The 22,262-nt window shown below is 56.6% G+C and carries 28 protein-coding genes and 2 tRNA genes; 28 read left to right on the top strand and 2 right to left on the bottom strand.

Annotation, left to right across the window (positions count from 1 at the left end):
• Window positions 1-4 precede the first annotated feature (4 nt).
• From J2T58_RS07065 to J2T58_RS06950, 24 genes are all read left to right on the top strand, one after another.
• Window positions 5-841, top strand: coding sequence for a CBS domain-containing protein (locus J2T58_RS07065; RefSeq protein ID WP_253488410.1), 837 nt, complete (start codon window positions 5-7; stop codon window positions 839-841).
• A complete protein-coding gene (locus J2T58_RS07060) occupies window positions 838-1,614 on the top strand; it encodes a CBS domain-containing protein (RefSeq protein WP_253488409.1) in 777 nt (258 codons plus the stop codon). The genes J2T58_RS07065 and J2T58_RS07060 overlap by 4 nt, the downstream gene beginning before the upstream one ends.
• A 73-nt stretch (window positions 1,615-1,687) precedes the next feature.
• On the top strand, window positions 1,688-2,656 hold the full coding sequence (locus J2T58_RS07055; protein ID WP_253488408.1) for a deoxyhypusine synthase: 969 nt from the start codon (window positions 1,688-1,690) through the stop codon (window positions 2,654-2,656).
• Between the two features lie 105 nt (window positions 2,657-2,761).
• A tRNA-Ser gene (locus J2T58_RS07050) sits at window positions 2,762-2,846 on the top strand.
• Between the two features lie 28 nt (window positions 2,847-2,874).
• The gene (locus tag J2T58_RS07045) at window positions 2,875-3,321 is read left to right on the top strand and encodes a 30S ribosomal protein S13 (protein ID WP_253488407.1); all 447 of its coding nucleotides are present in this window, start codon (window positions 2,875-2,877) and stop codon (window positions 3,319-3,321) included.
• Window positions 3,322-3,333: 12 nt separating this feature from the next.
• A complete protein-coding gene (locus tag J2T58_RS07040; protein ID WP_253488406.1) occupies window positions 3,334-3,879 on the top strand; it encodes a 30S ribosomal protein S4 in 546 nt (181 codons plus the stop codon).
• Window positions 3,880-3,881: 2 nt separating this feature from the next.
• On the top strand, window positions 3,882-4,277 hold the full coding sequence (locus tag J2T58_RS07035) for a 30S ribosomal protein S11 (protein ID WP_253488405.1): 396 nt from the start codon (window positions 3,882-3,884) through the stop codon (window positions 4,275-4,277).
• Complete coding sequence (locus J2T58_RS07030; protein WP_253488404.1) at window positions 4,277-5,104, top strand: DNA-directed RNA polymerase subunit D; 828 nt, start codon at window positions 4,277-4,279, stop codon at window positions 5,102-5,104. The genes J2T58_RS07035 and J2T58_RS07030 overlap by 1 nt, the downstream gene beginning before the upstream one ends.
• Entirely contained in the window at window positions 5,105-5,467 is a 363-nt protein-coding gene (locus J2T58_RS07025) for a 50S ribosomal protein L18e (RefSeq protein WP_253488403.1), read from the top strand. It begins immediately after the preceding gene.
• Window positions 5,468-5,473: 6 nt separating this feature from the next.
• Window positions 5,474-5,896, top strand: coding sequence for a 50S ribosomal protein L13 (locus tag J2T58_RS07020; RefSeq protein ID WP_253488402.1), 423 nt, complete (start codon window positions 5,474-5,476; stop codon window positions 5,894-5,896).
• Between the two features lie 13 nt (window positions 5,897-5,909).
• Window positions 5,910-6,311 (top strand): 30S ribosomal protein S9, encoded by a 402-nt coding sequence (locus J2T58_RS07015; RefSeq protein WP_253488401.1) that lies wholly within the window; start codon window positions 5,910-5,912, stop codon window positions 6,309-6,311.
• Between the two features lie 31 nt (window positions 6,312-6,342).
• A complete protein-coding gene (locus J2T58_RS07010; RefSeq protein WP_253488400.1) occupies window positions 6,343-6,531 on the top strand; it encodes a DNA-directed RNA polymerase subunit N in 189 nt (62 codons plus the stop codon).
• Window positions 6,532-6,606 (top strand) — tRNA-Pro (locus J2T58_RS07005).
• A 31-nt stretch (window positions 6,607-6,637) separates the two neighbouring features.
• Complete coding sequence (locus J2T58_RS07000) at window positions 6,638-6,832, top strand: DNA-directed RNA polymerase subunit K (RefSeq protein WP_253488399.1); 195 nt, start codon at window positions 6,638-6,640, stop codon at window positions 6,830-6,832.
• Entirely contained in the window at window positions 6,829-8,019 is a 1,191-nt protein-coding gene (gene eno / locus J2T58_RS06995; protein WP_253488398.1) for a phosphopyruvate hydratase, read from the top strand. The genes J2T58_RS07000 and eno overlap by 4 nt, the downstream gene beginning before the upstream one ends.
• Window positions 8,016-8,639 (top strand): 30S ribosomal protein S2, encoded by a 624-nt coding sequence (gene rpsB, locus J2T58_RS06990; RefSeq protein ID WP_253488397.1) that lies wholly within the window; start codon window positions 8,016-8,018, stop codon window positions 8,637-8,639. Before eno ends, rpsB begins: the two co-directional genes overlap by 4 nt.
• Before the next feature lie 38 nt (window positions 8,640-8,677).
• The gene (gene amrB / locus J2T58_RS06985; RefSeq protein WP_253488396.1) at window positions 8,678-9,466 is read left to right on the top strand and encodes an AmmeMemoRadiSam system protein B; all 789 of its coding nucleotides are present in this window, start codon (window positions 8,678-8,680) and stop codon (window positions 9,464-9,466) included.
• A 1-nt stretch (window position 9,467) separates the two neighbouring features.
• Window positions 9,468-10,337, top strand: a complete 870-nt coding sequence (gene mvk, locus J2T58_RS06980) for a mevalonate kinase (RefSeq protein ID WP_253488395.1) — start codon at window positions 9,468-9,470, stop codon at window positions 10,335-10,337.
• Window positions 10,330-11,091, top strand: a complete 762-nt coding sequence (locus tag J2T58_RS06975; RefSeq protein ID WP_253488394.1) for an isopentenyl phosphate kinase — start codon at window positions 10,330-10,332, stop codon at window positions 11,089-11,091. Before mvk ends, J2T58_RS06975 begins: the two co-directional genes overlap by 8 nt.
• Window positions 11,088-12,194, top strand: coding sequence for a type 2 isopentenyl-diphosphate Delta-isomerase (gene fni / locus J2T58_RS06970; protein WP_253488393.1), 1,107 nt, complete (start codon window positions 11,088-11,090; stop codon window positions 12,192-12,194). The genes J2T58_RS06975 and fni overlap by 4 nt, the downstream gene beginning before the upstream one ends.
• The gene (locus J2T58_RS06965; protein WP_253488392.1) at window positions 12,160-13,500 is read left to right on the top strand and encodes an RNase J family beta-CASP ribonuclease; all 1,341 of its coding nucleotides are present in this window, start codon (window positions 12,160-12,162) and stop codon (window positions 13,498-13,500) included. Before fni ends, J2T58_RS06965 begins: the two co-directional genes overlap by 35 nt.
• Before the next feature lie 12 nt (window positions 13,501-13,512).
• Window positions 13,513-14,475, top strand: coding sequence for a polyprenyl synthetase family protein (locus J2T58_RS06960; RefSeq protein WP_253488391.1), 963 nt, complete (start codon window positions 13,513-13,515; stop codon window positions 14,473-14,475).
• A 1-nt stretch (window position 14,476) separates the two neighbouring features.
• Window positions 14,477-16,153 carry a glutamate--tRNA ligase gene (locus J2T58_RS06955; RefSeq protein WP_253488390.1) on the top strand — a complete coding sequence of 559 codons (1,677 nt, stop codon included), beginning with the start codon at window positions 14,477-14,479 and terminating at the stop codon, window positions 16,151-16,153.
• 9 nt (window positions 16,154-16,162) lie between these two features.
• Entirely contained in the window at window positions 16,163-16,870 is a 708-nt protein-coding gene (locus J2T58_RS06950; protein ID WP_253488389.1) for a hypothetical protein, read from the top strand.
• On the opposite strand, the gene corA is transcribed toward J2T58_RS06950, so the two are convergent.
• Both corA and J2T58_RS06940 read right to left on the bottom strand, forming a co-directional pair.
• Window positions 16,843-17,904 carry a magnesium/cobalt transporter CorA gene (corA, locus tag J2T58_RS06945; protein WP_253488388.1) on the bottom strand — a complete coding sequence of 354 codons (1,062 nt, stop codon included), beginning with the start codon at window positions 17,902-17,904 and terminating at the stop codon, window positions 16,843-16,845. The two genes, J2T58_RS06950 and corA, sit on opposite strands and share 28 nt — an antisense overlap.
• Window positions 17,905-17,912: 8 nt before the next feature.
• A complete protein-coding gene (locus J2T58_RS06940; protein WP_253488387.1) occupies window positions 17,913-19,211 on the bottom strand; it encodes an STAS domain-containing protein in 1,299 nt (432 codons plus the stop codon).
• Here J2T58_RS06940 and J2T58_RS06935 point away from each other — a divergent pair.
• Genes J2T58_RS06935 through J2T58_RS06920 form a run of 4 tightly spaced genes read left to right on the top strand, consistent with a single transcriptional unit; the run spans window position 19,210 to window position 22,223 of the window.
• Window positions 19,210-19,818: a hypothetical protein gene (locus J2T58_RS06935; protein WP_253488386.1), complete on the top strand. Its 609-nt coding sequence runs from the start codon at window positions 19,210-19,212 to the stop codon at window positions 19,816-19,818. The two genes, J2T58_RS06940 and J2T58_RS06935, sit on opposite strands and share 2 nt — an antisense overlap.
• A complete protein-coding gene (locus J2T58_RS06930; RefSeq protein ID WP_211530124.1) occupies window positions 19,818-20,045 on the top strand; it encodes a DUF8156 family protein in 228 nt (75 codons plus the stop codon). Before J2T58_RS06935 ends, J2T58_RS06930 begins: the two co-directional genes overlap by 1 nt.
• Window positions 20,032-21,987: a type B DNA-directed DNA polymerase gene (locus J2T58_RS06925; protein WP_253488385.1), complete on the top strand. Its 1,956-nt coding sequence runs from the start codon at window positions 20,032-20,034 to the stop codon at window positions 21,985-21,987. Before J2T58_RS06930 ends, J2T58_RS06925 begins: the two co-directional genes overlap by 14 nt.
• The gene (locus J2T58_RS06920; RefSeq protein WP_253488384.1) at window positions 21,984-22,223 is read left to right on the top strand and encodes a type II toxin-antitoxin system MqsA family antitoxin; all 240 of its coding nucleotides are present in this window, start codon (window positions 21,984-21,986) and stop codon (window positions 22,221-22,223) included. The genes J2T58_RS06925 and J2T58_RS06920 overlap by 4 nt, the downstream gene beginning before the upstream one ends.
• Window positions 22,224-22,262: the final 39 nt, after the last annotated feature.

Genomic DNA, 22,262 nt, shown 5'->3' with positions numbered 1-22,262 from the left:
AGCCATGATTGTCAGAGAGATGATGTCATCCCCGGTCTATGTCGTGAGCAGAACAGACACCATTGCATACGCACGCAACCTGTTACTGAAGCACCATATCTCACGGCTTCTGGTAATGGATGGAGATAATCTCACAGGTATCATCACCAAGAAGGATATTGCCCACGGCTTCCGGCACAGTGATCCCCGGTGGAGACGGCGGCCTATCGACAGTATTCCGGTTGAGGTGATGATGACAAACGATCCGATGACGATCGCACCGGATCTCGAACTGAAGGAAGCCGCCCGGATCATGCTTCTGCATGATATCAGCAGTCTCCCGGTTACCGATGGCGATACCGTCGCCGGGATCATCACAAAGACGGATATCATGGCGGCACCCGATGTCGAGAAGATCAAGGCGACAGTTGCTGATATCATGGAGGATGTGGTGACTATCTCCCGGTACCACTCACTCAGCCATGTCATTGATGTGATACGGGAACGAAACGACAAGCTCCTCGTCATCAATAATGACGGCACGCTTGCAGGTGTTATCACCGAGTCAAATATTGCATTCTACGGGTATATCTTTGAAAACGGAGTTCCTGAAAAGGAGATCATGCATCTGCGCCGTGAAGAGAGCGGGGGGAGAAAGAGCCTGCGGCATGTCAGGAGTGTTTCAGCAATCGCCGAAGACGTCATGTCACGGCCCGTGATCACCATCAGCCCGTCCGAGTCTGTTGCAAGCGCGATCGCACTGATGCGCAAGCACAATATCAACAGTATCATCGCTGTTGAGGGTACCGACATCAAAGGAATATTAAAACGAGACGACATACTGAAAGAGGTAGCACAATGACAACACAGATCACCATCAAAGACGTCATGTCAAAGCCCGTCAGTATCGCAAAATCCTCACTCATCACCGAGGCACTCGAACGCATGCTCGATGAGGGGGTCGATCCGATCATCGTCACTCACCACAATCAGGTCGTAGGGACTGCATCCCGGCGCACAATTGCCGAAAAGATCGGGAGCAAAAGGAGTGGCCCCATTCCCCCGACGCAGATTCATGTAGCGAACGTCACCAAAGAAGACTACACCTTCGCCTACCAGGATCAGGATATTGACATCCTCATCCCCCTCCTCCAGAGCTATAAGATCGTCGTCGTGCTGGATGCAGAGCACAAGCTCATCGGCATGGTGACAATGGGCGATCTCCTTAAAGTGATGAAACCCGACTGCCCGCTTGAAGAGGTCATCGAGCTTGCACCGAAGATCTCACCCGAGGACCGGATCGTTCACCTCCACAGGAGGATGGTCGATGATTCAGCAACACGGTTCATCGTTGCTGACAATAGCAGGGTCCTTGGTATCGTCACCGAGACCGATCTCGCACAGTCCATAATGAAGCTCAAAGAGCTGGTGGAGGTAAAACACCATGATAACCGGATCCGCAATCTGATCGCCCAGGATATCATGAGCACCCCCGTCACCTCCGTCGAGAAGAGTAAAACCGTCGATGATGTCATCGCATTGATGGAAGAGAAGAATATCAGTACCGTCCTTGTAACTAACGATACAAAGCCGGTCGGTCTTGTCACTCGCAGATCGCTTATCAACGCGCTCTGACCCCCTTTTTTTCGCATAGCGGGTACCGCCCGCAACATCTGCTTTAATACCGACGATGAGAAACATACTTGCTATGGATCTGACCCCGACAAGCCCGGTGAAACCGACGGAACATATCGCAGAACTCCTTGAGTCCATGAGCCGAACCGGTTTTCAGGGGCGAAAACTAGGAGAAGCATACATTATATGGAAAGAGATGATTCAGGAGCCGGATTGCACCATTCTTCTTGGCCTCTCCGGTGCGATGGTCCCCGCCGGTATGCAGGAATGCTTAATCAGTCTCGCAGAACGGCACTACATGGATGCCATCGTCTCAACCGGGGCGAACATCTTTCACGACATCTGTGAGCACCTCGGCGTCCGGCACTACCGGGGCCACCACCATGCCGATGATGTGGCCCTCTTTGAGAAGGGGATCGACCGGATCTATGATGTCTTCGCCTATGAAGAACAGTTCCGGAGTGTTGATCAGCGGGTTGCCGACTTTATCGCCAGTATCGCACCCTTCCGGGGATCAAGCCGTGAACTGATCCGGAGGCTTGGAGAATGGCTCATCGAGGTCCGACCGGAAGGCCGGTCGCTCACCGCCACCTGTGCTGCCGAAGGGATCCCAATCTTCGTCCCTGCGCTTGCCGACTCGTCAATCGGGATCAGCCTTGTCATGGCGCGACGTGAGGGGACCGATGTCCAGGTCGATCAGATCAGCGATGCCGACGAGATCACCGCTATCGTTGAGCGATCGGCAAAGACAGGGGTCATCTATATCGGAGGTGGAGTGCCGAAGAACTTTATCCAGCAGACCCAGGTGATCGCATCCATCCACGATAGTGACCTTGAGGGGCATGCCTATGCCATCCAGTTCACCACCGATGCCCCCCACTGGGGAGGTCTCTCGGGATGCACCTTCGAAGAAGCGATCAGCTGGGGCAAGGAGACGGTTACCTGCCCGCGGGTCCAGTGCTTCTGCGATGCAACAATCGCCATCCCCCTGATGACCTCTGCCCTCGTATCCTCAGGGATCAGGCGGCCGGATCGTGGCTGACAGCCACAACCATTAATACTCTTTTCCACCAATCTATTAGAGCACTCAATTCATGGAGCAGTGATTCATTTGCACTGCGAGTGTCGAAAGATGCGACATATCTCTGTTGAGGTAGCCAAGCCTGGTATGGCGCAGGTTTGCTAAACCTGTGTCCCCCTGGGACTCGAGGGTTCAAATCCCTCCCTCAGCGCTCCAAGGAGAAGATTAGAGGAAAATCCATGGAAGAAGAACTGAATTACTTCGTACGCGTCAGTAACACAGATCTCGACGGCACACAGTCGGTCCGGATCTCGCTGACGGGCATCAAAGGCGTGGGGCTCCACACCGCGCTCATCCTTGCACGGAAGGCAGACGTCAACACCCATGCAGTCATGGGAAAACTCTCAGATGAAGAGGTTGACCGTATCCGCTCCGTTGTGGATGAGTACGTCAATACAGCTCCCACCTGGATGATGAACCGCCCAAAAGATCTCTATACAGGGAAAGCCCGCCACATCACCGGTGTTGATGTCGCTCTTACACGTGAAGAGGACTTAAACATCATGAAGAAGATGCGGTGCTACCGTGGTATCAGACATGAGACAGGACAGAAAGTACGTGGCCAGCGGACAAAGTCCACAGGCAGAACCGGAACAACTGTCGGTGTCTCGAAGAAGAAGAAGTGAGCGGTGATTTGAATGGGATACCCAGGAAAGAACCACAAGCAGTACCAGTCACCGAAGCGCCGTTTCGAGAAGGCCCGGATCGACGACGAACGTAAGATTGCCATTGACTTTGGTCTCCGAAACAAGAAGGAGATCTGGAAGGCAACCCATATCCTCCGCCGCCACCGCCAGGGTGCACGGAACATCCTTGCGATGACCTCCGGTGGTATAGACCAGGAGCGTATCGAGGGACGGCAGGAAGAGCTTCTTCAGCACCTGCAGCGGTATGCCATCGTCGGTGCAGGGGCAACGATTGATGACGTCCTTTCGCTGACGATTAATCATATCCTTGAACGCCGTCTCCAGACGATCGTCTACAGAAAGGGTCTTGCGCGCTCACCAAAGCAGGCACGCCAGCTCATCGGCCATGGCCATATCGCCATCGCCGGCAGGCGTGTCACCGTCCCGGGCTACATGGTCACCCGGGCTGATGAAGAGCAGATCAGCTACTACAAGACGTCGCCACTCTCAAGCGAGAGTAACCCCGAACGCGGCCGAATCAATAATGTAAGGGCATAACCATGGCAGCTGAGAAGGATAAGTGGGGTATCGCCCACATATTTGCATCATTCAACAACACCATCATCACCGTCACGGATCTCTCGGGAGCTGAGACTATCTGTAAGAGCAGTGGTGGAATGGTCGTTAAACAGGCACGGAACGAGAGCTCGCCCTATGCCGCAATGCAGATGGCAACAAACATTGCCCATGCAGCTCGTGACAAGGGATTCGTTGGTCTGCATGTGAAGGTTCGTGCACCAGGCCGCGGAAAGCAGAGGAGCCCGGGTCCCGGCGCTCAGGCGGCCATCCGGGCTCTTGCCCGTGCAGGTGTCCGCATCGGCAGAATCGAAGATGTCACCCCGGTCTCACATGACAGTATCCGGACCAAGGGTGGCAGGCGGGGAAGGAGAGTCTGATGGAGATCGTATTCGGCAGGCTTGACGAGAGCGTTGCACAGTTCACCCTCAGCTCGACATCTGTGGCATTTGCAAACAGCCTCAGACGGTCGATGATGGGTGAGGTTCCGACACTCGCCATCGAAGATATCAGGATCTATGATAACACAAGCGTCCTCTTTGACGAGATGCTCGCCCACCGTATCGGTATGATCCCGCTGAAGACAGACCTGTCCAGATTTGTGAGGAAGGAAGACTGCACCTGTGAGGGTGTCGGCTGCCCCCACTGCCAGGTCACATTCACCATCACCGTTGAAGGTCCAAAGACCGTCATGTCAGGTGATATGATATCAGATGACCCGATGACCGGGCCTGTCGAAGCGAACGTCCCCATAGTGAAGCTCTGGGGAGATCAGAAACTCGTCCTTGAAGCAGTGGCAGTTCTGAATATCGGAACCGAACACGCAAAGTGGCAGCCGACAATCGCATGCGGATACAAAGAGTACCCCGTGATAGACGTCACCGATCGGTGTGACGGATGCGGAATGTGTGTCGATGAGTGCCCCCGGAATGTCCTTGAGGTAAAGGGTCAGACGGTGCGTGTCGTTGACGGAAAACTCGAGGCCTGTTCACTCTGCCGGCTCTGTGAGAAGGCATGCATAGGAACAGGTATCGGGGAAGAATCAGCCATCATAATAGATACAGATGAGACAAAGTTCCTCTTTGTCGTCGAAGGTGACGGATCCCTATCCGCCCGGCAGATCGTCGAAGAGGGACTGCGATATATCAGAACCAGGTCAGACAGCCTGGTAGAAGCGTTACAGGAAATATCCACGGAGGGACTGTAGATGAAGAGATCGGGCAAAACAAACCCGCGCCTCGTCAATCTTATCAGGATGCTCAAATCCGCATCCCATGAGAACGAGGCGAATATCTGGCGTGAGATTGCACGGAGGCTCGACACGTCCAGCAGTAACTATGCCGAAGTCAATATCGGCAAGATCAACCGCTATGCGCAGGCAGGCGAGATCATTCTCGTCCCCGGGAAGGTTCTCGGAAGCGGTATACTCGATCAGTCCGTCAAGGTAGCGGCACTTCACTTCTCCGAGTCAGCACGTGAGAAGATTGTGCAGGCTGAGGGAGATTGTATGACGATCGAAGAGCTCGTCTCGGCACATCCTGCCGGCAGCCGGGTCAGGATACTGAGGTGAACGGGGATGACAACAATCATCAATGCAGATAATCTCCTCCTCGGAAGACTTGCAAGCATCGTTGCAAAGCGGGTCATCAATGGTGAAGAGATCGCCATCGTCAATGTGGAGAAGGCGATCATCTCAGGGAGCAGGGCACATGTCCTTGGCAAGTACCATGAGAAGAGAAACCGTGGATCTGTCGAGGGAGGTCCGTTCTACCCCCGCCGTCCTGATGACATCATGAAGCGGACCATCCGTGGAATGATCCCGTACAAGACAGGCCATGGCGCCGAGGCGCTCCGCCGTGTCAAGGCATATGTCGGTGTTCCGGATGAGTTTGCAGGACAGGAGATGGAGAGCATCGACGAAGCTCACCGTAACAGGCTGAACAAGCCCATGTACGTGACGCTCGGCACAGTCAGCCAGAACCTTGGTGCAAAGTTCTAGGAGGGATCGGGATATGGGAAAAATCATCAATACAAGCGGAAAGAGAAAGACAGCCGTCGCCCGCGCAACCCTCAGGGAGGGGAAGGGCAGGATCAGAATCAACTCGGTACCTCTTGAGATCTATGGATCTGAGCTTATCCGGATGAAGATCACTGAGGCACTCGTCCTTGCACCTGGCGTCAATGACTCGATTGATATCGAGATCAATGTCAGTGGAGGCGGTATCAACGGCCAGGCAGAAGCGGTCAGGACAGCACTTGGACGGGGTCTTCTGAGCTGGACGAATGATCCTGCCATCAAAGAGGTGTATCTTGGATACGACAGGACGCTCCTCGTCAATGACTCACGCCAGAAAGAGGCGAAGAAGCCGCATGGCCGTGGTGCACGGAAGAGATTCCAGAAGTCGTACCGTTAAATACAGGCAGGATAATAAGGAATCGAGGACAATGATACCTGTACGATGTTTCACCTGTGGAAAAGTGGTTTCCACGGCATGGGATGAGTTCAAGGAGCGGAAAGCGGCAGGTGAGGATCCAAAAGAGATCCTCAACACCCTCGGTTTAGAGCGGTACTGTTGCAGAAGAATGCTCCTCTCGCATAAGGAGATTATTGATGAACAGTATCCCTATCAGTGAGGGGTCGTGGGGTAGCCTGGACTATCCTATTGCGTTCGGGACGCAGTGACCTGAGTTCGAATCTCAGCGACCCCATTTCTGTTCAAAATTTTACGGAATGATTACTATGATATCCTACACTCGATACGAACGAGCCAGGATCATCGGAGCCAGAGCATTGCAGATATCGATGGGTGCCCCGGTACTGATCAAAACCGGTCGGATTGATCCACTTGAGATCGCACTTGAGGAATTTGATAAGGGTCTTGTACCCATCACCGTCAAGCGCCATTTCGGGGATCAGGAAGTTGTGGTTGCATGACATCGATAGAAGCAGTGACGCTCAGGACCATCCTCGATAGCCGTGGGAATCCGACCATCGAGGCCGATGTGATTGTCAACGGCGGGTACGGGCGTGCTGCAGCCCCGAGCGGGGCCAGCACCGGGAGGCATGAGGCGGTCGTCAGACCTCCGCAGGAGGCGATACCGTATGCATACAATACGGTCATCCCCCAGCTGATCGGTCTTGACTCCCGTGACCAGGTGACCTTTGATCGAATTCTTCATGAAATCGATGGAACAGCCACCTTTGAGGGTATCGGCGCCAATATCGCTGTTGCTCTCTCACTTGCCAACGCAAAGGCAGCAGCATCGGCGACCGGTATCGAACTCTATACCCACCTTGGGGGAGTCTATGCCGATGAAGCCCCGTTGCCGCTTGGTAATGCCATCGGCGGGGGTGCACACGCACCCGGAGCGACCGAGATCCAGGAGTTTCTTATCGTCCCAACCGGTGCCTCCTCAACAGAAGAGGCGGTCTTTACCAACGCACTCGTCCATAAGGAGGTTAAAAAGCTCCTGAGCGGACGGGGGATCACCTGCGGTAAGGGAGACGAGGGGGGCTGGGCTCCACAGATCAGCGATACAGATGCGCTTGAGATCATCGGAGAGGCGATCGATACCATCACCGATGAGACCGGTGTCACCGTCGGAATCGGCCTGGATGTCGCTGCAAGCGAGCTCTGGGATGGAGAACGGTATGCGTACCGTGACATCAGCCGGGCAACCGAGGATCAGATTGCGTATATCGCCGATCTCGTCGATACCTATGGGCTCATCTATGTTGAGGATCCACTCCATGAGGAGGATTTTGAAGGGTTTGGAACCCTCACCAGCCAGATCCCTGACAACTGCCTCATCTGTGGCGATGATCTCTTCGTCACAAACCCTGAGCGTATCCAGAGAGGAGTGGAACTCTCCTCGGCGACTGCGGTGCTGATCAAACCCAACCAGATCGGAACCCTCACCGATACCTTCGAAGCCGTGAGCCTCTCACACAGAACAGGTATGGAGACGGTGATGAGCCACCGGTCCGGAGAGACGACAGATACAACCATTGCCCACCTGGCAACAGCATTTGGATGCATCTATCTCAAATGCGGTATTGTTGGTGGCGAACGGATAGCAAAATTAAATGAATTAATTCGTATTTCGGAGAATTTCGCATGAGCGAGACTGAACTTGATATCGAACTGAACGAACCCCTCATCCCTGTCGAGGAGTACCTTGCAGCAGGTGTTCACATCGGAACGCAGCAGAAGAGCAATGAGATGATGAATTTCATCTACCGCGTCCGCGGAGATGGTCTGTATATCATCGATATCAGAAAGACCGATGAGCGGATCAAGCAGGTTGCAAAGTTCCTCTCCGGTTTTGAAGCCCCAAAGATTCTTGCCGTCACATCACGTCAGTACGGCCAGTATCCGGCAAGGAAATTTTCAGAGACGATCGGAGCAATGGCAACCACCGGACGGTTCATCCCAGGGACCCTCACAAATCCTGCCCTGAACAAGACATCGCTCCAGAAGTACATCGAGCCTGATGTCGTCATCGTCACCGACCCGATCGGCGATGCCCAGGTCGTTCGCGAGGCAGTCTTAAACGGTATCCCCGTCATTGCCCTCTGCGACACGAACAACAGCACAAAGAACATCGATCTCGTCATCCCGACGAACAACAAGGGACGGAAGGCTCTCTCCATGATCTACTATCTCCTGACCAAGGAGATGCTCAGAATCCGTGGTATTACAACCTCACTCACCCCCGAAGACTTCGAGACCGATCTTTAAATAGTCAGAAGAACAACTGCCAGAAGAGGTGCGAACCTATGGAGATCCGACGGTGTACTATGGCAGGGATGTTTTATCCCGGGGAACCCGGGCACCTTGAGCAGGTGCTTGGGATGTTCTTCACGAAGCAGGGTGAGCAGCTTCATCCCCTTGGCATTATTGTTCCGCATGCAGGGTATCCGTACTCCGGTGCTGTCGCCGCCCGCGGATACAGTACCATCGATCCCGGATTCGCAGGGACATTCATCATCATCGGCCCAAGCCATCGGGGATACAGGACATGCGTATCCGCACTCCCCTGGGAGACCCCGCTTGGCATTCTGACCAATGATGAAGAGCTCTCTCTGGCACTTGAGCTCCCCGTTGATGAAGCGGCACATCAGGATGATGAAAACTCACTTGAGACACAGATGCCGCTTATCAAATACCGGTTCCCACGAGCCAGGATCACACCGATCCTGATGGGAGACCAGTCAGCGGAAGAGGCGGAACGCCTGTCAGGGCTGATCCTCCGTGCCATTCAGAAGACGAAGCGGGATGTGGTTATCGTTGCATCAAGCGACTTCTCCCATTATATACCAAAGAATACTGCCGAGAAGATTGATGCTGAAGCGATTAAACCGATCCTCTCCCTTGATACCGATGCATTTTACAAAACGATCAGGGAGCTTGGGGTATCGGCCTGTGGCGTCGGCCCTATCGCAGCCATGCTCCGTGCAACCGGGGATCTCGGTGCTGAGAAGGGGATTCTTCTCACCTATATGACAAGCGGCGATGTCACCGGGGATCCGGAAGTCGTCGGGTATGCGGCCATTGCGGTGGTGTAGGGTGGCAACATGGAGTGCTCCAGGGAAGGTCTTCCTCTTTGGTGAACATGCTGTCGTCTATGGCAAACCCGGTATTGCAATGGCGATCAAGCCGAGGGTGATGGTCACCGTCCGGAGAGCCAAGCGGCAGAAGAAACCAAACTCATCGTATATTGCCGAGTGTTTCCGGCAGATGGGGGTCTCGGGATCGGTCTATGTCAGGTCCCAGCTTCCAAGTTCATCAGGGCTCGGATCCTCGGCGGCAGTGACGGTTGCGACCCTCTTTGCAATAAATGATGAGTTTGAGATGGGCAAAAGTCCGGAAGAGCTATCATCTCTTGCTCATATTGTTGAGAAGAACGTTCAGAAGGGGCGGGCAAGCGCGACAGATACGTATGTCTCAACCGTCGGAGGGATGGTGCTCATCACCGGCAACACAAAGAGGCGGCTCCCCCCCCAGCCGATCCAGCTTGTCATCGGCAACAGCCTCACCCATCACAATACATCCGAGATGGTCGGGAAGGTGGCCGAGCTGAAGAGGACACGCCCCCAGATAGCCGATCCGATAATCGAAGCAATCGCCGCGGTCACCAAATGTTCGATGCACCACTTCAACAATCCGCGTGAACTCGGCAACCTGATGAATATGAATCATGCACTCCTGGATGCCCTCGGCGTCGGCCATCCCCAGATATCCCGTCTCGTCCTGGCTGCCCGGGCAGCCGGGGCGCTTGGAGCAAAGGTGACCGGGGCCGGAGGTGGCGGGTGTATGTTTGCACTCTGTTCCAAGAGTGCCAAAACCCGTGTCGCTGGTGCGATTGAGGCGTGCGATGCACGGGCAATCATCACCACCATTGACACCCAGGGTGTCCGGAAAGAGAAGGATGAGTAAGACGACCGTACTCAAGCTCGGGGGATCCGTGATCACCGAGAAGCAGAACCCGGGGGTGATACACACCACCCGGCTCCAGGCGATAGCGGAGACTATCGCTCTCCATCGGGATCTCCCCCTTATCATCGTCCATGGTGCGGGATCCTGCGGCCACCCTGAAGCCCACCAGTACCGAATTCAGGAGGGCGTCGGAGAGGAGAATGCCGCTGGTATCGGAGAGACACACCGTGCCGTTGCAGGTCTCAACGGCACCGTTGTCTCGATACTCCGGGATGCCGGTATCGATGCCGTCGGGGTCCACCCCCTCTGCGGCTCACTTGCAGAGGATGGACGGCTCATCTCTTTTGAGACCGGGCAGCTTGCAGTGATGGCAGATCTCGGTGTTGTACCGGTCCTCCATGGCGATGTCGTTATGGACAGGAGACGTGGAGCCTGCATCATCTCCGGTGATCAGCTCGTCCTCAGAATTGCAGAAGGGGTCCGGGCAGATCGCGTCGGCCTTGCCACCGATGTGGCCGGCGTCCTCTCCGGAGGAGAGGTGGTCCGGGAGCTGACACGATCAACCGTAGATACCATCGATCTCGGGGACTCGGAGAAGATGGATGTGACCGGAGGGATGCGGGGGAAGGTACAAGAACTTCTCGCCCTCGCCGATACGGGCATCACGTCATCGATATTTCATATTGGGCGACTCGGAGACTTTCTCGCCGGAGACGATCACGGCGGAACTGAGATCGTCATGGAGCAGCTATGACCCTTCCTGAACAGACGACATCACGCAAACTCGATCACCTCCGCATCTGCAGTGAGAAGGAGATTGAAGCAGGATGTTCGGGGTTTTCCGATGTACGGATCGTTCATTCCGCACTTCCTGAGGCAGATATGGATCATATCGATCTCTCCTGCCGTTTCCTGAACACAACCCTCTCATCCCCCCTCTTCATCGCCGCGATGACTGGTGGCCATCCCGGAACGACCGAGGTGAACCGCCGTCTCGGGCGTGCGGCCGAGCGATTCGGATGCGCCATCGGTGTCGGATCACAGCGGGCAGCACTTGAGCGGTCCGATCTCAGACACTCGTTCTCTGTGGTCAGGGAAGAGGCTCCGACTGCGTTCATTGTTGCAAATATCGGGGCGATACAGCTCCGCGACCATGGACCTGCCTGGGCTGAGGAGGCCGTCTCGATGATCGAGGCGGATGCAATAGCAATCCATTTAAATCCACTCCAGGAAGCGATTCAGCCCGAAGGTGATCATGATGCAACCGGATGCCTCAAGGCGATAGAAGAGCTCTGCTCGCTCGTTCCATTCCCGGTGATCGCAAAAGAGACGGGATCGGGCATCTCACGGGAGACCGCATATAACCTCTGGAACGCCGGGGTTCAGGCGATAGATATCGGAGGATACGGTGGCACATCATGGGCCCGTGTCGAAGGGGTCCGGGCCGACGAAGCTGGCGACCCCGTACAGAGACGCCTCGGTGACGACTTCCTGAGCTGGGGGATCCCGACAGTGGTGAGCCTGATGGAGGTCAGAGAGACCGGAGGGCCGGTTATTGCAACAGGAGGCCTTCGTAACGGCCTCGATATTGCAAAGGCCCTCGCACTCGGTGCTGATATGGCAGGGATGGCACTTCCACTCCTTGCACCAGCGATGGAGAGCGATGCAGCTCTCAATGCAGCAATCGAAGAGATACACAGAGAATTAACAGTAGCGATGTTCCTCTCGGGAGCCGCGACGATACGCGATATGCGAAGAGTCAGGACGTATATAACCGGAGATACGCGCGATATGATACAGGAAACAGGATGTGAAAAACACTATGGAGATAGAAGTAATAGCCGTCGGCGGATATGAAGAAGTCGGTCGGAATATGACCGCTGTCCGCTGCGGTAAAGATATCGTCATCTTTGACATGGGTCTGCGCCTCGATCGGATCATGATCCATGAGGATGCCGAGGTCGAGAATATGCATTCCCTCGATCTCATCCAGATGAAGGCCATCCCTGATGATACCGTCATGAACGGGATCGAGGGGACCGTCAAGGCAATCGTCTGTACCCACGGGCATCTCGACCATATCGGAGCACTCCCAAAACTCGCCCACCGATATAATGCCCCCATCATCTCGACACCATATACAACCGAGCTGATCAGGCAGCAGATTGCAGGCGAACAGAAGTTCGGAGTGAATAACAAACTCTTTGCCCTGAAGGCCGGTGGGAAGTACACCATCTCGCAGCATCTCACGCTTGAGTTTGTCAGAACCCAGCACTCGATCATCGATACCGTCATGGCGGTTCTCCACACACCCCATGGTGCGGTCATCTATGCAAATGACTTCAAGTTTGACCGGACCCCGGTGATCGGGGAGCCCCCGGACTTTAACCGCCTCACACAGATCGGGAAGGAGGGGGTCCTCTGCCTCATCACAGAGTGTGTTAATGTCGAGTCGAAGGGGAGAGCACCGAGCGAGCGGATCGCACGGGATCTCGTCCGTGATGTCATCACCAGTTTTGAGGATGACAAAAACGCCATCCTTGTGACGACCTTTTCATCCCATGTCGCCCGCCTGAAGACATTGACCGAAGCGGCCCATGAGATCGGGAGAAAGCCGGTTCTCCTCGGCCGCTCGATGGAACGGTACTCGACGACGGCAGAGCAGATGAAACTTGTCGCATTCCCCAGATCCACCTCGGTCTTTGGGAACCGGAGGACCGTGGATCGGATCTTCCGGCGGATGATGAAGGAGGGGAAGGAGAAGTTCATGCCGATCATCACCGGCCACCAGGGCGAGCCGGGATCGGTCCTGACCAGGATCGCCCAGGGTGATACACCCTATCAGATCGAGAAGGGGGACAAAGTCCTCTTCTCCGCAAAGGTGATCCCAAACCCGATGAACTTCGGGCAGCGGTATCTCACCGAGACGAGGCTTGCGATGAAGGGGGCACGCATCTTTGATGACCTGCATGTCACCGGCCACGCCTACCGGGAGGATCACTATGACTTTATCCATATGCTCAACCCCCAGCATATCATCCCATCACACGGGGGTCTGGATATGTCCGGGGCATATGCCGCGTTTACAGCTGAACTTGGATACACACTCCACAAAGATGTGCACCTGATGAATAATGGTCAGAGGCTTCTGCTTCAGAAGTGAGAGGTACGAAATATGGATCTGAATGAATACCTGAAATCAGTTGAGAATCTCGTTGATAAGACGCTTTTTCGCTCCCTCGGAGACCCTCCGGGAGATCTGAACAAGGCAAGCGCCCACCTCCTCCTCGCCGGGGGAAAGCGTCTCCGGCCGGCAATGGTGATGCTTGCAGCCGAAGCGATCGAGAAGAAGTCGTCCGATCGGATCTTTCCGGCAGCACTGGCACTTGAGCTGACCCATACCTTCACCCTCGTCCATGATGATATCATGGACAAGGATTCGCTCCGGAGGGGGGTTCCGACCGTCCATACCATCTGGGATGAGGCGACCGCCATCCTCGCCGGTGATGTCCTGTATGCACGGGCATTCGACCTGATCTGCAAGGCGGAGGCTGATCCCAAGGCACAGGTACGTGCCGTCTCGATGCTTGCCAATGCCTGTGCGGAGATCTGCCAGGGGCAGGCGGATGATATGTCCTTTGAGAAGAGGGATGATGTCTCCCGTGGCGAGTACCTTGAGATGGTACGCATGAAGACCGGGGCATTATACGCAGCTGCCGCCGGTATCGGTGCGATCCTTGCAGGAGCGAGTCCACCACAGGCAGAGGCGCTCTATAACCTCGGCATGACGACAGGTATCGGGTTTCAGATACAGGACGATCTCATCGATCTCCTCTCACCACGGGACGGAAGCGGGAAAGACCGGGCATCCGATCTCAGGGCAGGGAAGCAGACCCTGATCGCCATCGTCGCACGGGAGAAGGGAATCGATCTCAAACCATACCGCAAGGATCTCACCGATGACGAGATCGATGTAATCATCACCAGGCTGCAGGATGCAGGCGTCATCGATGATGTCAAACAGATCGCACGTGATCTCGTAACGAATGCCAAGAAAGGCCTCTCCGTCATCCCCGACTCCGAAGAGAAGCGACTGATCAATAAGATGGTCGATTTCTTCGTGACGCGGGGGTTCTGAGATGGGTGATGAGATCCGGACGATCCTTGAGCAGTATGCACTCCAGAATGCAGTAAAACATCAGAATGTCCCCCGTGCCGGGGCGGTGATCGGTGCTGTCCTTGGAAAGCATGCGGAGCTCCGGAGCAGGGCGAAGGAGTTAAACGCCATCATCGGCTCTGTCCTTGCCGGGGTCGAAGCCCTCACCCATGAGGAGCGTGAGGCGAGGCTTGCAGCGATTGCACCGGATCTCATCGCCTCGATGCATGAGAAGAAGGAGAAGTCAGCGGATCTCCCTCCGCTCCCCGATGCAGACGGCGGGGTTGTGATGCGGTTTGCTCCAAACCCATCCGGTCCCCTGCATCTTGGCCATGCCCGTGCATCCATCTTAAATGACTATTATGTCCGGCGATACGGTGGATCCTACATCTACCGGATCGAGGATACCGATCCGAAGAGGGTCGTCCCGGAGGCATATGAGATGGTCCGCGAGGATCTCGAATGGCTCGGGATTGCGATCTCGGATATTGTGTACCAGAGCGACCGGCTCGATATCTATTATGAGTATGCACGCCGGATCATCGGGATCGGCGGTGCATATGTCTGTACCTGTGAGGCAGAGAGGTTCCGTGAGCTGAAGCTTGCAAAGAAGGCATGTCCATGCCGGGATCTCACTGTTGAAGAGAATCTTCTCCGCTGGGAGCAGATGCTCGACGGGACCTTCCTCGAAGGGGAGGCGACCGTCCGGATCAGGACCGAGATCGATCACCCGGACCCGGCAATCCGGGACTTCTCGGCGATGCGGATCGTCAGTTCAACACTCCACCCCCGTGTGGATGCGACCGTCTATCCGCTGATGAACTTCTCGGTTGCAATTGATGATCACCTCCTCGGGATGACCCATGTGATCAGGGGAAAAGATCATATCGCCAATACCCGGAGGCAGAAGTACATCTTCGATTACTTCGGGTGGAAGCCCCCCCACTATCTCCATTACGGGAGGATGTCCATCGAGGGGCTCGTCCTCTCGACCTCCTCCATGCACCAGGGGATCGCAGACGGAACTTTCACCGGATGGGATGATATCAGGCTTGGAACACTCCGGGCGATGGCCCGCCGGGGTATCCGGCCTGAGGCGGTCCGGGCGGCGGTCATCGATATCGGCTGTGGCGGGACCGACATCTCGTTTTCATGGGATAATCTCTTTGCAAAGAACCGGGAGCTGATCGATAAAGGATCGGACCGGTACTTCTTCGTCCAGGATCCGGTGCATCTCACCGTGAAAGACGGGCCGGAGCAGACGGCCCATGCACCCCTCTATCCGGGTGATGAGGAGCGTGGCTACCGGACGATCACCTTCAGGGGAGAGGTGCTCATCCCCGGAAAGGAGATGGAAGGAAACGAACTGATCCGGCTGAAGGATCTCTTCAATATCAGGGTGACGGGCGAGAGTACCGCAGTCTATGCAGGCGACTCCCTCACCGAGATACGGGCTGCAAAATCGCCGATCATCCAGTGGCTCCCGCCGGATCAGACGATCCCCTGTCGGATCCTGACACCGGAGGGGATCATCAGCGGCGTCTGCGAAGCCGGGGTTGCCGGATCCATTGGTACGACGATCCAGTTTGAACGGTTCGGCTTCGTCAGGATTGATGCCGTCGACGATGGATGCGTCACTGCATACTTCACCCACAGATAACACTTTTTTATGGATGATCCCGTCGTCTCCCTCCTGAGAGAGGCATCGGTGCAGAGAGCCGATGCCGTCGCCGCACTCCGCCATCTTCCGCTACCGGTCCGGCAGGAGCTTGCTGCAGAGGATCATGAGGCGAGGCGGCGATCCGAGGGGAGGTTCTTTGAGGCGATCATCTACGAACTCCTCAGGAAAGCCGGAGAAGAGAGCCCCCTGATCGCAGGCATAGCAGCTTTTGGTGCGGATGTGCCGGAGGAGAGCCGGGCGAAGAACGGGATACGCTACACCCGTGATGGGAATATCCGGATCTGCCGGGACGGGGTCATCGCCGCAGAGATCGATCTCCTCTTCGCAGATAACCGGGGGCGGATCTTCTTTGGGGAGGCGACGATTGCTCCCCCGCCGGCCTCGTTCATCAGCGAGGTGAGAGAGAAGAAAGCACTCCTCTCGGAACTCGCAGGGGGGAGGGAGATCATCTTCCTCTATCTCTCTCCATCCCCTCCACCCGATGTACTTGGTCCCCTCTTTGCGGAGGGGGGGTACCCGATCATCAGGCCGGATCTCCCTGCTCTCAGGGAGGAGGTCGCCGGGACGCTGGCGGCGCCAAGGAAGAAGAGGCGGCCGATCCCGCATCCGAAGGTGACGGATGGGGCCGCAATCTTCAGAACGGAGAGAGTGGAGGAGGGTTTCTTCTCCTATATCCAGCGTTTCTTCCGGAAGTAGGCGAGCATCAGAATCGAGATGCCAAACATCAGGGCGAGGACGGCCGGGTAGGCGAGAGTCCATTCCAGCTCGGGCATGTACATAAAGTTCATCCCATAGACACCGGCGATGAAGGTGAGGGGGATGAAGATGGTCGCGATGATGGTCAGGACCTTCATCACCTCGTTCATCTTAAACGATATGGTGGAGAGGTAGAGATCAAGCATCCCCGCAGTGATATCGCGGAGGGATTCGATGGCATCGATCACCTGGATGGTGTGATCATAGATGTCACGGAAATAGATCCCGGTCTTTGCCGAGATGAGCGGAGTCTCGGTCCGCTCGATGGCGGAGAGGACCTCACGAAGCGGCCATATCGCCTTTCTGAGCATGATGAGATCTCGTTTGAAGCCCCGGATCGTCTGGACGGTATCGGGATTTGGATCCGCCAGAAGGGTGGTTTCAAGAATCTCGATATCATCGCCGAGCGACTCGAGGATACCAAAGTATTCATCAACAATGGTATCGATGAGCGAGTAGCAGAGGAAATCGGATCCATAGGATCTGATCCGCCCTTTGTTCCGGATCCGTGCCCGGATGGGATCAAAGACATCGCCTGCACGTTCCTGGAGAGAGATGACGCAATGGTCCGTGAGGATCAGGCTCACCTGTTCGGAACGGATCTCACCGTCCTCACGCGAGAGCATCCGGAGGACGATGAAGAGATAGGAGGGGAACTCCTCGAACTTCGGCCGCTGGGTGGTATTCATCAGATCTTCAAGGGTGAGCGGATGGATCGAGAAGAGCGATCCGATCATCCGGATCACATCCTTGTCATGGATGCCGTTGATGTTGATCCAGGTTGTTGACGGGCTGTCCCGGTACTGGCTGATGGTATCGGGATCAAGGAGGCAGAGTTCCCGGAGCGAATCACCGGCATCATAATCCATCACCGTTATCGAGACGGGTTCTACCGGCTTCTCCCCGATATGAACGAGGGAGCCGGGCGGGAGGCCCGCCTTTCCGGATGGCTTGATGAACCGGTGGGGGAACATACGCCTGCCTACTCCTCGACGACCGCACCGATATAGGCGACCCCGATCTTTCCGCGCCGGAGACGGGTCGTATCGCTCAGGTGGCGGATATCAGTCACCTCGCCGGTATCGATGAGGGACTGTATCTGTCGTCCGAGGTCGGTGTTTCTGTCCCATGGCTTCCCCTTGAAGATGACGCCATGGTTATGGAGGCTGAGATCCTGCTCCCCTCTCTTTGCCGGGTGGGTTGAGGCGAGGGCGTGGAGAGCAGCGGGATCATAGGCTGAGAGGTCGGCCGTCATATCGACCCCGACTCCAAACGAGACGAGGGTGTCCCCCGGGTAGAGGGGATACTCGTTGGTCGATATCCAGTCGCCGGATGCATCGCCTTCCATGATGGTGCCTTTGAGGCCGCCGGAGTACTCCTTCAGCGGTGCCCGGGTGATGCTTGATCCGGTGATGCCTGCACTGACCCCGGCGATGGCAAGTGCGATGATCCCTTTGAAGTCCCTGCGCCTGACACGGGCGGCCGAGATGATCTGGCGATAGAGATCGGCGAGTGAAACCCCGGCGGGATCATCGGATTCAAAGGAGACATACTCATGGAACGGCCCTTCAAGTGTGACATTGAAGGCGGTATAGACCGGGATATCCATCGTATCTCCTGCAGGTGCAAGGAAGTCCGGGGTGTCGTTCCCATCGGTCGGGAGCCAGATCATCGTGCCATGGAGGGTGATCATCTCACCGAGGATCGGGAGGGCGGACGCGGCATCCGGCCCGAGCGCCCCAAGGCCAAACGAGTACTCAATGGATGAGAACGACGCTTCTTTGAGGTCATCCTGTGTGATCCGGGCATGGAGGAGGGTATCAAGGCTGCCCCGGACCTTCAGCCCGGCAGGGGCAACCTCTGCAACCTCGGTCTGGTACCGTACACCATCCTTCGTCACCGAGGGGAGGGAGAGTTCATCGATGAGGGAGAGGGCGACATCTCCTTTCCCACAGATCCGGATCGCCTCCTCAACGGTCGGAACGATCGAGAAGATCGACTGGAATCCCGCCATCTTCAGCACCTTCAGAGGGTACTCCTGAACACCGACGAGTGCCATCACCCCGCCACGCCGTTTCACCTCCTTTGCAAGGGTCAGGAGGGTACGGATCCCTGCGCTTGACAGGTACCCGACAGAGGACATATCAACGGTTGCAGCGGTGTCGTCGTCATAGAACGCAGACCGGATGGCATCCTCAAGGATACTGGCACCATGGCCATCGAGCCGTCCATCCAGCACAAAGACGAGGATACCATCGTTTCGGGTGACTGTTATCTGCATGATACAGGTAGCTTGGAGAGGAAGAGATATATATCTCCCGTTCACTTTCGCATCCCGGACGCTGATCATCAATACCCGGCTCATCCATACTGATGGTATGGAGATGCGACTGACACCCTGGATCACCCTCACAACCGGAACGTTCTCTGCAATCGTCTCGCCTGAGGAGGAGATGGTCCGCCTGCTCGCACGGCGGGATGAACTGAGGCGGTACCTCTTTCTGTACATCTCCGGGAACTATTCCCGGCTCCTCTCACGGGTCGGGGACCGGACAGCCCGGTTTGATGTCAGGCGGGCGTTCACGACCCACCAGCTCCTGACGATCCTCCGTGAGGCTGCACATACGATCATCTTCATCGAGCATGATCCGACCCTCTTCGACGGAGCTCCCGCTCATCTGATCACCACGGTTGGACGGACGATGCAGGAGATGGCGGCGGGATCGATTGTACTGCTGTATACCCCGGTTCCTGATCGGACATTTGGAACGCTCGCCGGCTATGCCGACCGGATCGTCACGCTTGCATCTGAGCAGAAGGAGGAGCCGAAGGGAGGAAGGGGGCCGCGTGAGAGGCCGGCCGGCCAGGTCTCGCTGGGGGCGTTCTGATGGGCCGGAGTATCGAAAGCGTCCGGCAGGGCGTCAACGAGACGGCACGCCGGTGGGAGCGGGCAGGCCGGGCACTGCGGAAGGAGGATCGGCCGTATGCCGCCCGGCTGGCTGAGATGGCACGGGCACATACCGGGGAGGGGTTCTATGCCTTCGATGATCCCCTTGAGGCGGCGGTCTTCTCGGTCCTCCTCGAACTGGTGAAGGAACGCGATGTGGATCCTTGATGCGGCCACAGACGGGGGGTCGATCCGGTTCTTCGGCCGGGGCGGGGAGAGGAGGCGGGTCACCTATACCCCGGCCTTCTCGTTCGTCATCGAGGATCCCCACCGCCACCGTGAGATGCTCGATGCCCTGGATGACCGGTATGGCCTCTCCGAATGCCGGATAGAGACGATCTTCGGGGTCGAGGATGGGTACAGCATCGTTGCGTCGCGCCGGGTTGCCGGGCTGATCGAGGAGCAGAGCGGTCATACCGCCCGGATCTATAACCTTGATCTCAGGCCGGAACAGCGGTTTCTTGCCGACGCGGGGATCACCTTCTGCGCAGTACCGGGAGAGGACCGGTTCAGCCCCGTCTTTGACCGGAGCCTTGCAGTGATGGAGATCGAGGTCGCTGATCCCCCGTACCGAAGCCGCCGGGTGAGCGGCATCCGGGTCGATGGGGACGCGATCACCGGGCCGGTGATCGACCGGCTTGCCGGGGTGATAGATGATGCTGATCCGGATCTGATCCTCTTCCCCCATGCGGATTACTGGATGCCGATCCTCATCGACGAGGCGGAGAGAGAAGGGGTGATCGTTCCGATCAGCAGGACGGGGAGGTACAGCCGCCTCTCTGCACGGTCATACTGGAGCTACGGGCAGATGGTCCACCGCGAGGGGGCGGTGATCCCGGAGGGGCGGTGCCTCATCGATACCGACCGGAGCTTTACGTACCGTGAGTGCGGCCTTGCCGGGGTCCTCTTTGCAGCACGGCTGACCGGCCTCTCCCCAAACCTGACGGCACGGTTTACGCCGGGAACCCTCATCTCCTCCTATGAGAACTATGAGGCGATCAGGCGTGGCATCGCGGTGCCGTACCGGAAATGGGATGCTGAAGGGTCGCGTCCGATCTCGATGCTCCGGGAGGCAGATAAGGGAGGGATGATCTTCCAGCCGGTTCCGGGGGTCTATGATGATCTGCTGCAGGTCGATTTCACCTCGATGTACCCCTCGATCATCGTCGGCCAGAACCTCTCCCCCGAGACGGTGACGGGATCGACGGGTGAGGGGTTCCTCGCCTCGGTCCTTGCTCCGGTGCTTGCACTCCGGATCAGGACGAAGGGGCTGAAGAAGGAGGAGCCCAGGTATGCCGGGATGGACAGCCTGCTGAAATGGATGCTGGTGACAAGTTTTGGCTATACCGGGTATCGAAACGCGAAGTTCGGGCGGATCGAGGTGCATGAGGCGGTGACACGGCATGCACGCGAGATCCTGATCCGGGCAAAGGAGATCGCCGAGGATGCGGGATGCACCGTCCTTCATGGGATCGTCGATTCGCTCTGGATAACCGGGGGGGATAGTGAGGCGTTCATCAGGGAGACGGAGAGGGAGACGGGGATTGCGACCGAGTCCGAGGGATACCACTGGATTGCGTTTCTCCCGATGGCAGACGGGACCGGGGCATATAACCGGTACTTCGGGCGGCTGAGGGGAGGGGGGATGAAGATCCGGGGGGTTGCCGCCCGCCGGAGGGATACCCCCCCGTATGTTCGATCCTTCCAGGAGGGGCTGTTTGCCATCTTTGAGAGGGCGGCATCTGCGGGTGATCTTCCCGGGCTTGCCGGGGAGGCACGCCGGATGCTCCATGAGGCGATCTCTTCCCTTCCGGCTGCGGCGATGGAGGATCTCGTCATCACCCGGCGGGTGAGCAGGACGGAGTATGCCCGCCGCTGCCTTGAAGCGTCTGCAATCCGTGCCTATGGGATGGCGGGTGTCCCGGTTGAGGCGGGGATGGAGATCGGGTATGTGGTCCGGGACGGGAAGCGGCTCCTCGTCGATCCCCCCTGGGAGGCAGCGACGGCAGATCTGCAGTACTACCAGGTGCTCCTTGAACGGGCATTTGAGGAGGTGGCACCTGTTTTTTCTCCGAGGAGGGGAGATGATAATGGAGAGAGAAGAGGATGATCTGTGTAGTTTGCAGGAGTGGAGAGAGGCAGCACGGTACGACCACGATCACCTTCGAGCGGGAGGGGGTTCTTCTGGTGGTGAAGGAGGTCCCGGCAGAGATCTGCATGAACTGCGGGGAAGATTACGTGGATGCGTCGATCACCCATGAGATCATGCTGCTGGCTGAGCGGATTGCAAAGAATGGTACTCTTATCGATGTCCGCAGATATGTTCCAGGTTCTGTAACCTGTTGAGAGTATACCAGCCGGTGATGGTCTTCTCTACCACCAGAG

This window comes from Methanocalculus alkaliphilus (genome assembly GCF_024170505.1).
Lineage (GTDB): Archaea > Halobacteriota > Methanomicrobia > Methanomicrobiales > Methanocorpusculaceae > Methanocalculus > Methanocalculus alkaliphilus.
This window is presented reverse-complemented; position numbering and strand designations above follow the sequence as displayed.

Coding starts and splice junctions, on each gene's coding strand:
- J2T58_RS07025 (WP_253488403.1), top strand. CDS start 5,105: ATGAAGAGATCGGGCAAAACAAACCCGCGCCTCGTCAATCTTATCAGG.
- J2T58_RS06940 (WP_253488387.1), bottom strand. CDS start 19,211: ATGCAGATAACAGTCACCCGAAACGATGGTATCCTCGTCTTTGTGCTG.
- J2T58_RS06955 (WP_253488390.1), top strand. CDS start 14,477: ATGGGTGATGAGATCCGGACGATCCTTGAGCAGTATGCACTCCAGAAT.
- fni (WP_253488393.1), top strand. CDS start 11,088: ATGACCCTTCCTGAACAGACGACATCACGCAAACTCGATCACCTCCGC.
- J2T58_RS06950 (WP_253488389.1), top strand. CDS start 16,163: ATGGATGATCCCGTCGTCTCCCTCCTGAGAGAGGCATCGGTGCAGAGA.
- J2T58_RS06965 (WP_253488392.1), top strand. CDS start 12,160: ATGGAGATAGAAGTAATAGCCGTCGGCGGATATGAAGAAGTCGGTCGG.
- J2T58_RS07010 (WP_253488400.1), top strand. CDS start 6,343: ATGATACCTGTACGATGTTTCACCTGTGGAAAAGTGGTTTCCACGGCA.
- amrB (WP_253488396.1), top strand. CDS start 8,678: ATGGAGATCCGACGGTGTACTATGGCAGGGATGTTTTATCCCGGGGAA.
- J2T58_RS07045 (WP_253488407.1), top strand. CDS start 2,875: ATGGAAGAAGAACTGAATTACTTCGTACGCGTCAGTAACACAGATCTC.
- J2T58_RS07000 (WP_253488399.1), top strand. CDS start 6,638: ATGATATCCTACACTCGATACGAACGAGCCAGGATCATCGGAGCCAGA.
- J2T58_RS07015 (WP_253488401.1), top strand. CDS start 5,910: ATGGGAAAAATCATCAATACAAGCGGAAAGAGAAAGACAGCCGTCGCC.
- rpsB (WP_253488397.1), top strand. CDS start 8,016: ATGAGCGAGACTGAACTTGATATCGAACTGAACGAACCCCTCATCCCT.
- J2T58_RS07020 (WP_253488402.1), top strand. CDS start 5,474: ATGACAACAATCATCAATGCAGATAATCTCCTCCTCGGAAGACTTGCA.
- J2T58_RS07030 (WP_253488404.1), top strand. CDS start 4,277: ATGGAGATCGTATTCGGCAGGCTTGACGAGAGCGTTGCACAGTTCACC.
- J2T58_RS07065 (WP_253488410.1), top strand. CDS start 5: ATGATTGTCAGAGAGATGATGTCATCCCCGGTCTATGTCGTGAGCAGA.
- J2T58_RS06975 (WP_253488394.1), top strand. CDS start 10,330: ATGAGTAAGACGACCGTACTCAAGCTCGGGGGATCCGTGATCACCGAG.
- J2T58_RS07060 (WP_253488409.1), top strand. CDS start 838: ATGACAACACAGATCACCATCAAAGACGTCATGTCAAAGCCCGTCAGT.
- J2T58_RS07040 (WP_253488406.1), top strand. CDS start 3,334: ATGGGATACCCAGGAAAGAACCACAAGCAGTACCAGTCACCGAAGCGC.
- corA (WP_253488388.1), bottom strand. CDS start 17,904: ATGTTCCCCCACCGGTTCATCAAGCCATCCGGAAAGGCGGGCCTCCCG.
- J2T58_RS06930 (WP_211530124.1), top strand. CDS start 19,818: ATGGGCCGGAGTATCGAAAGCGTCCGGCAGGGCGTCAACGAGACGGCA.
- J2T58_RS06925 (WP_253488385.1), top strand. CDS start 20,032: ATGTGGATCCTTGATGCGGCCACAGACGGGGGGTCGATCCGGTTCTTC.
- J2T58_RS06920 (WP_253488384.1), top strand. CDS start 21,984: ATGATCTGTGTAGTTTGCAGGAGTGGAGAGAGGCAGCACGGTACGACC.
- eno (WP_253488398.1), top strand. CDS start 6,829: ATGACATCGATAGAAGCAGTGACGCTCAGGACCATCCTCGATAGCCGT.
- J2T58_RS07035 (WP_253488405.1), top strand. CDS start 3,882: ATGGCAGCTGAGAAGGATAAGTGGGGTATCGCCCACATATTTGCATCA.
- J2T58_RS06935 (WP_253488386.1), top strand. CDS start 19,210: ATGATACAGGTAGCTTGGAGAGGAAGAGATATATATCTCCCGTTCACT.
- J2T58_RS06960 (WP_253488391.1), top strand. CDS start 13,513: ATGGATCTGAATGAATACCTGAAATCAGTTGAGAATCTCGTTGATAAG.
- J2T58_RS07055 (WP_253488408.1), top strand. CDS start 1,688: ATGGATCTGACCCCGACAAGCCCGGTGAAACCGACGGAACATATCGCA.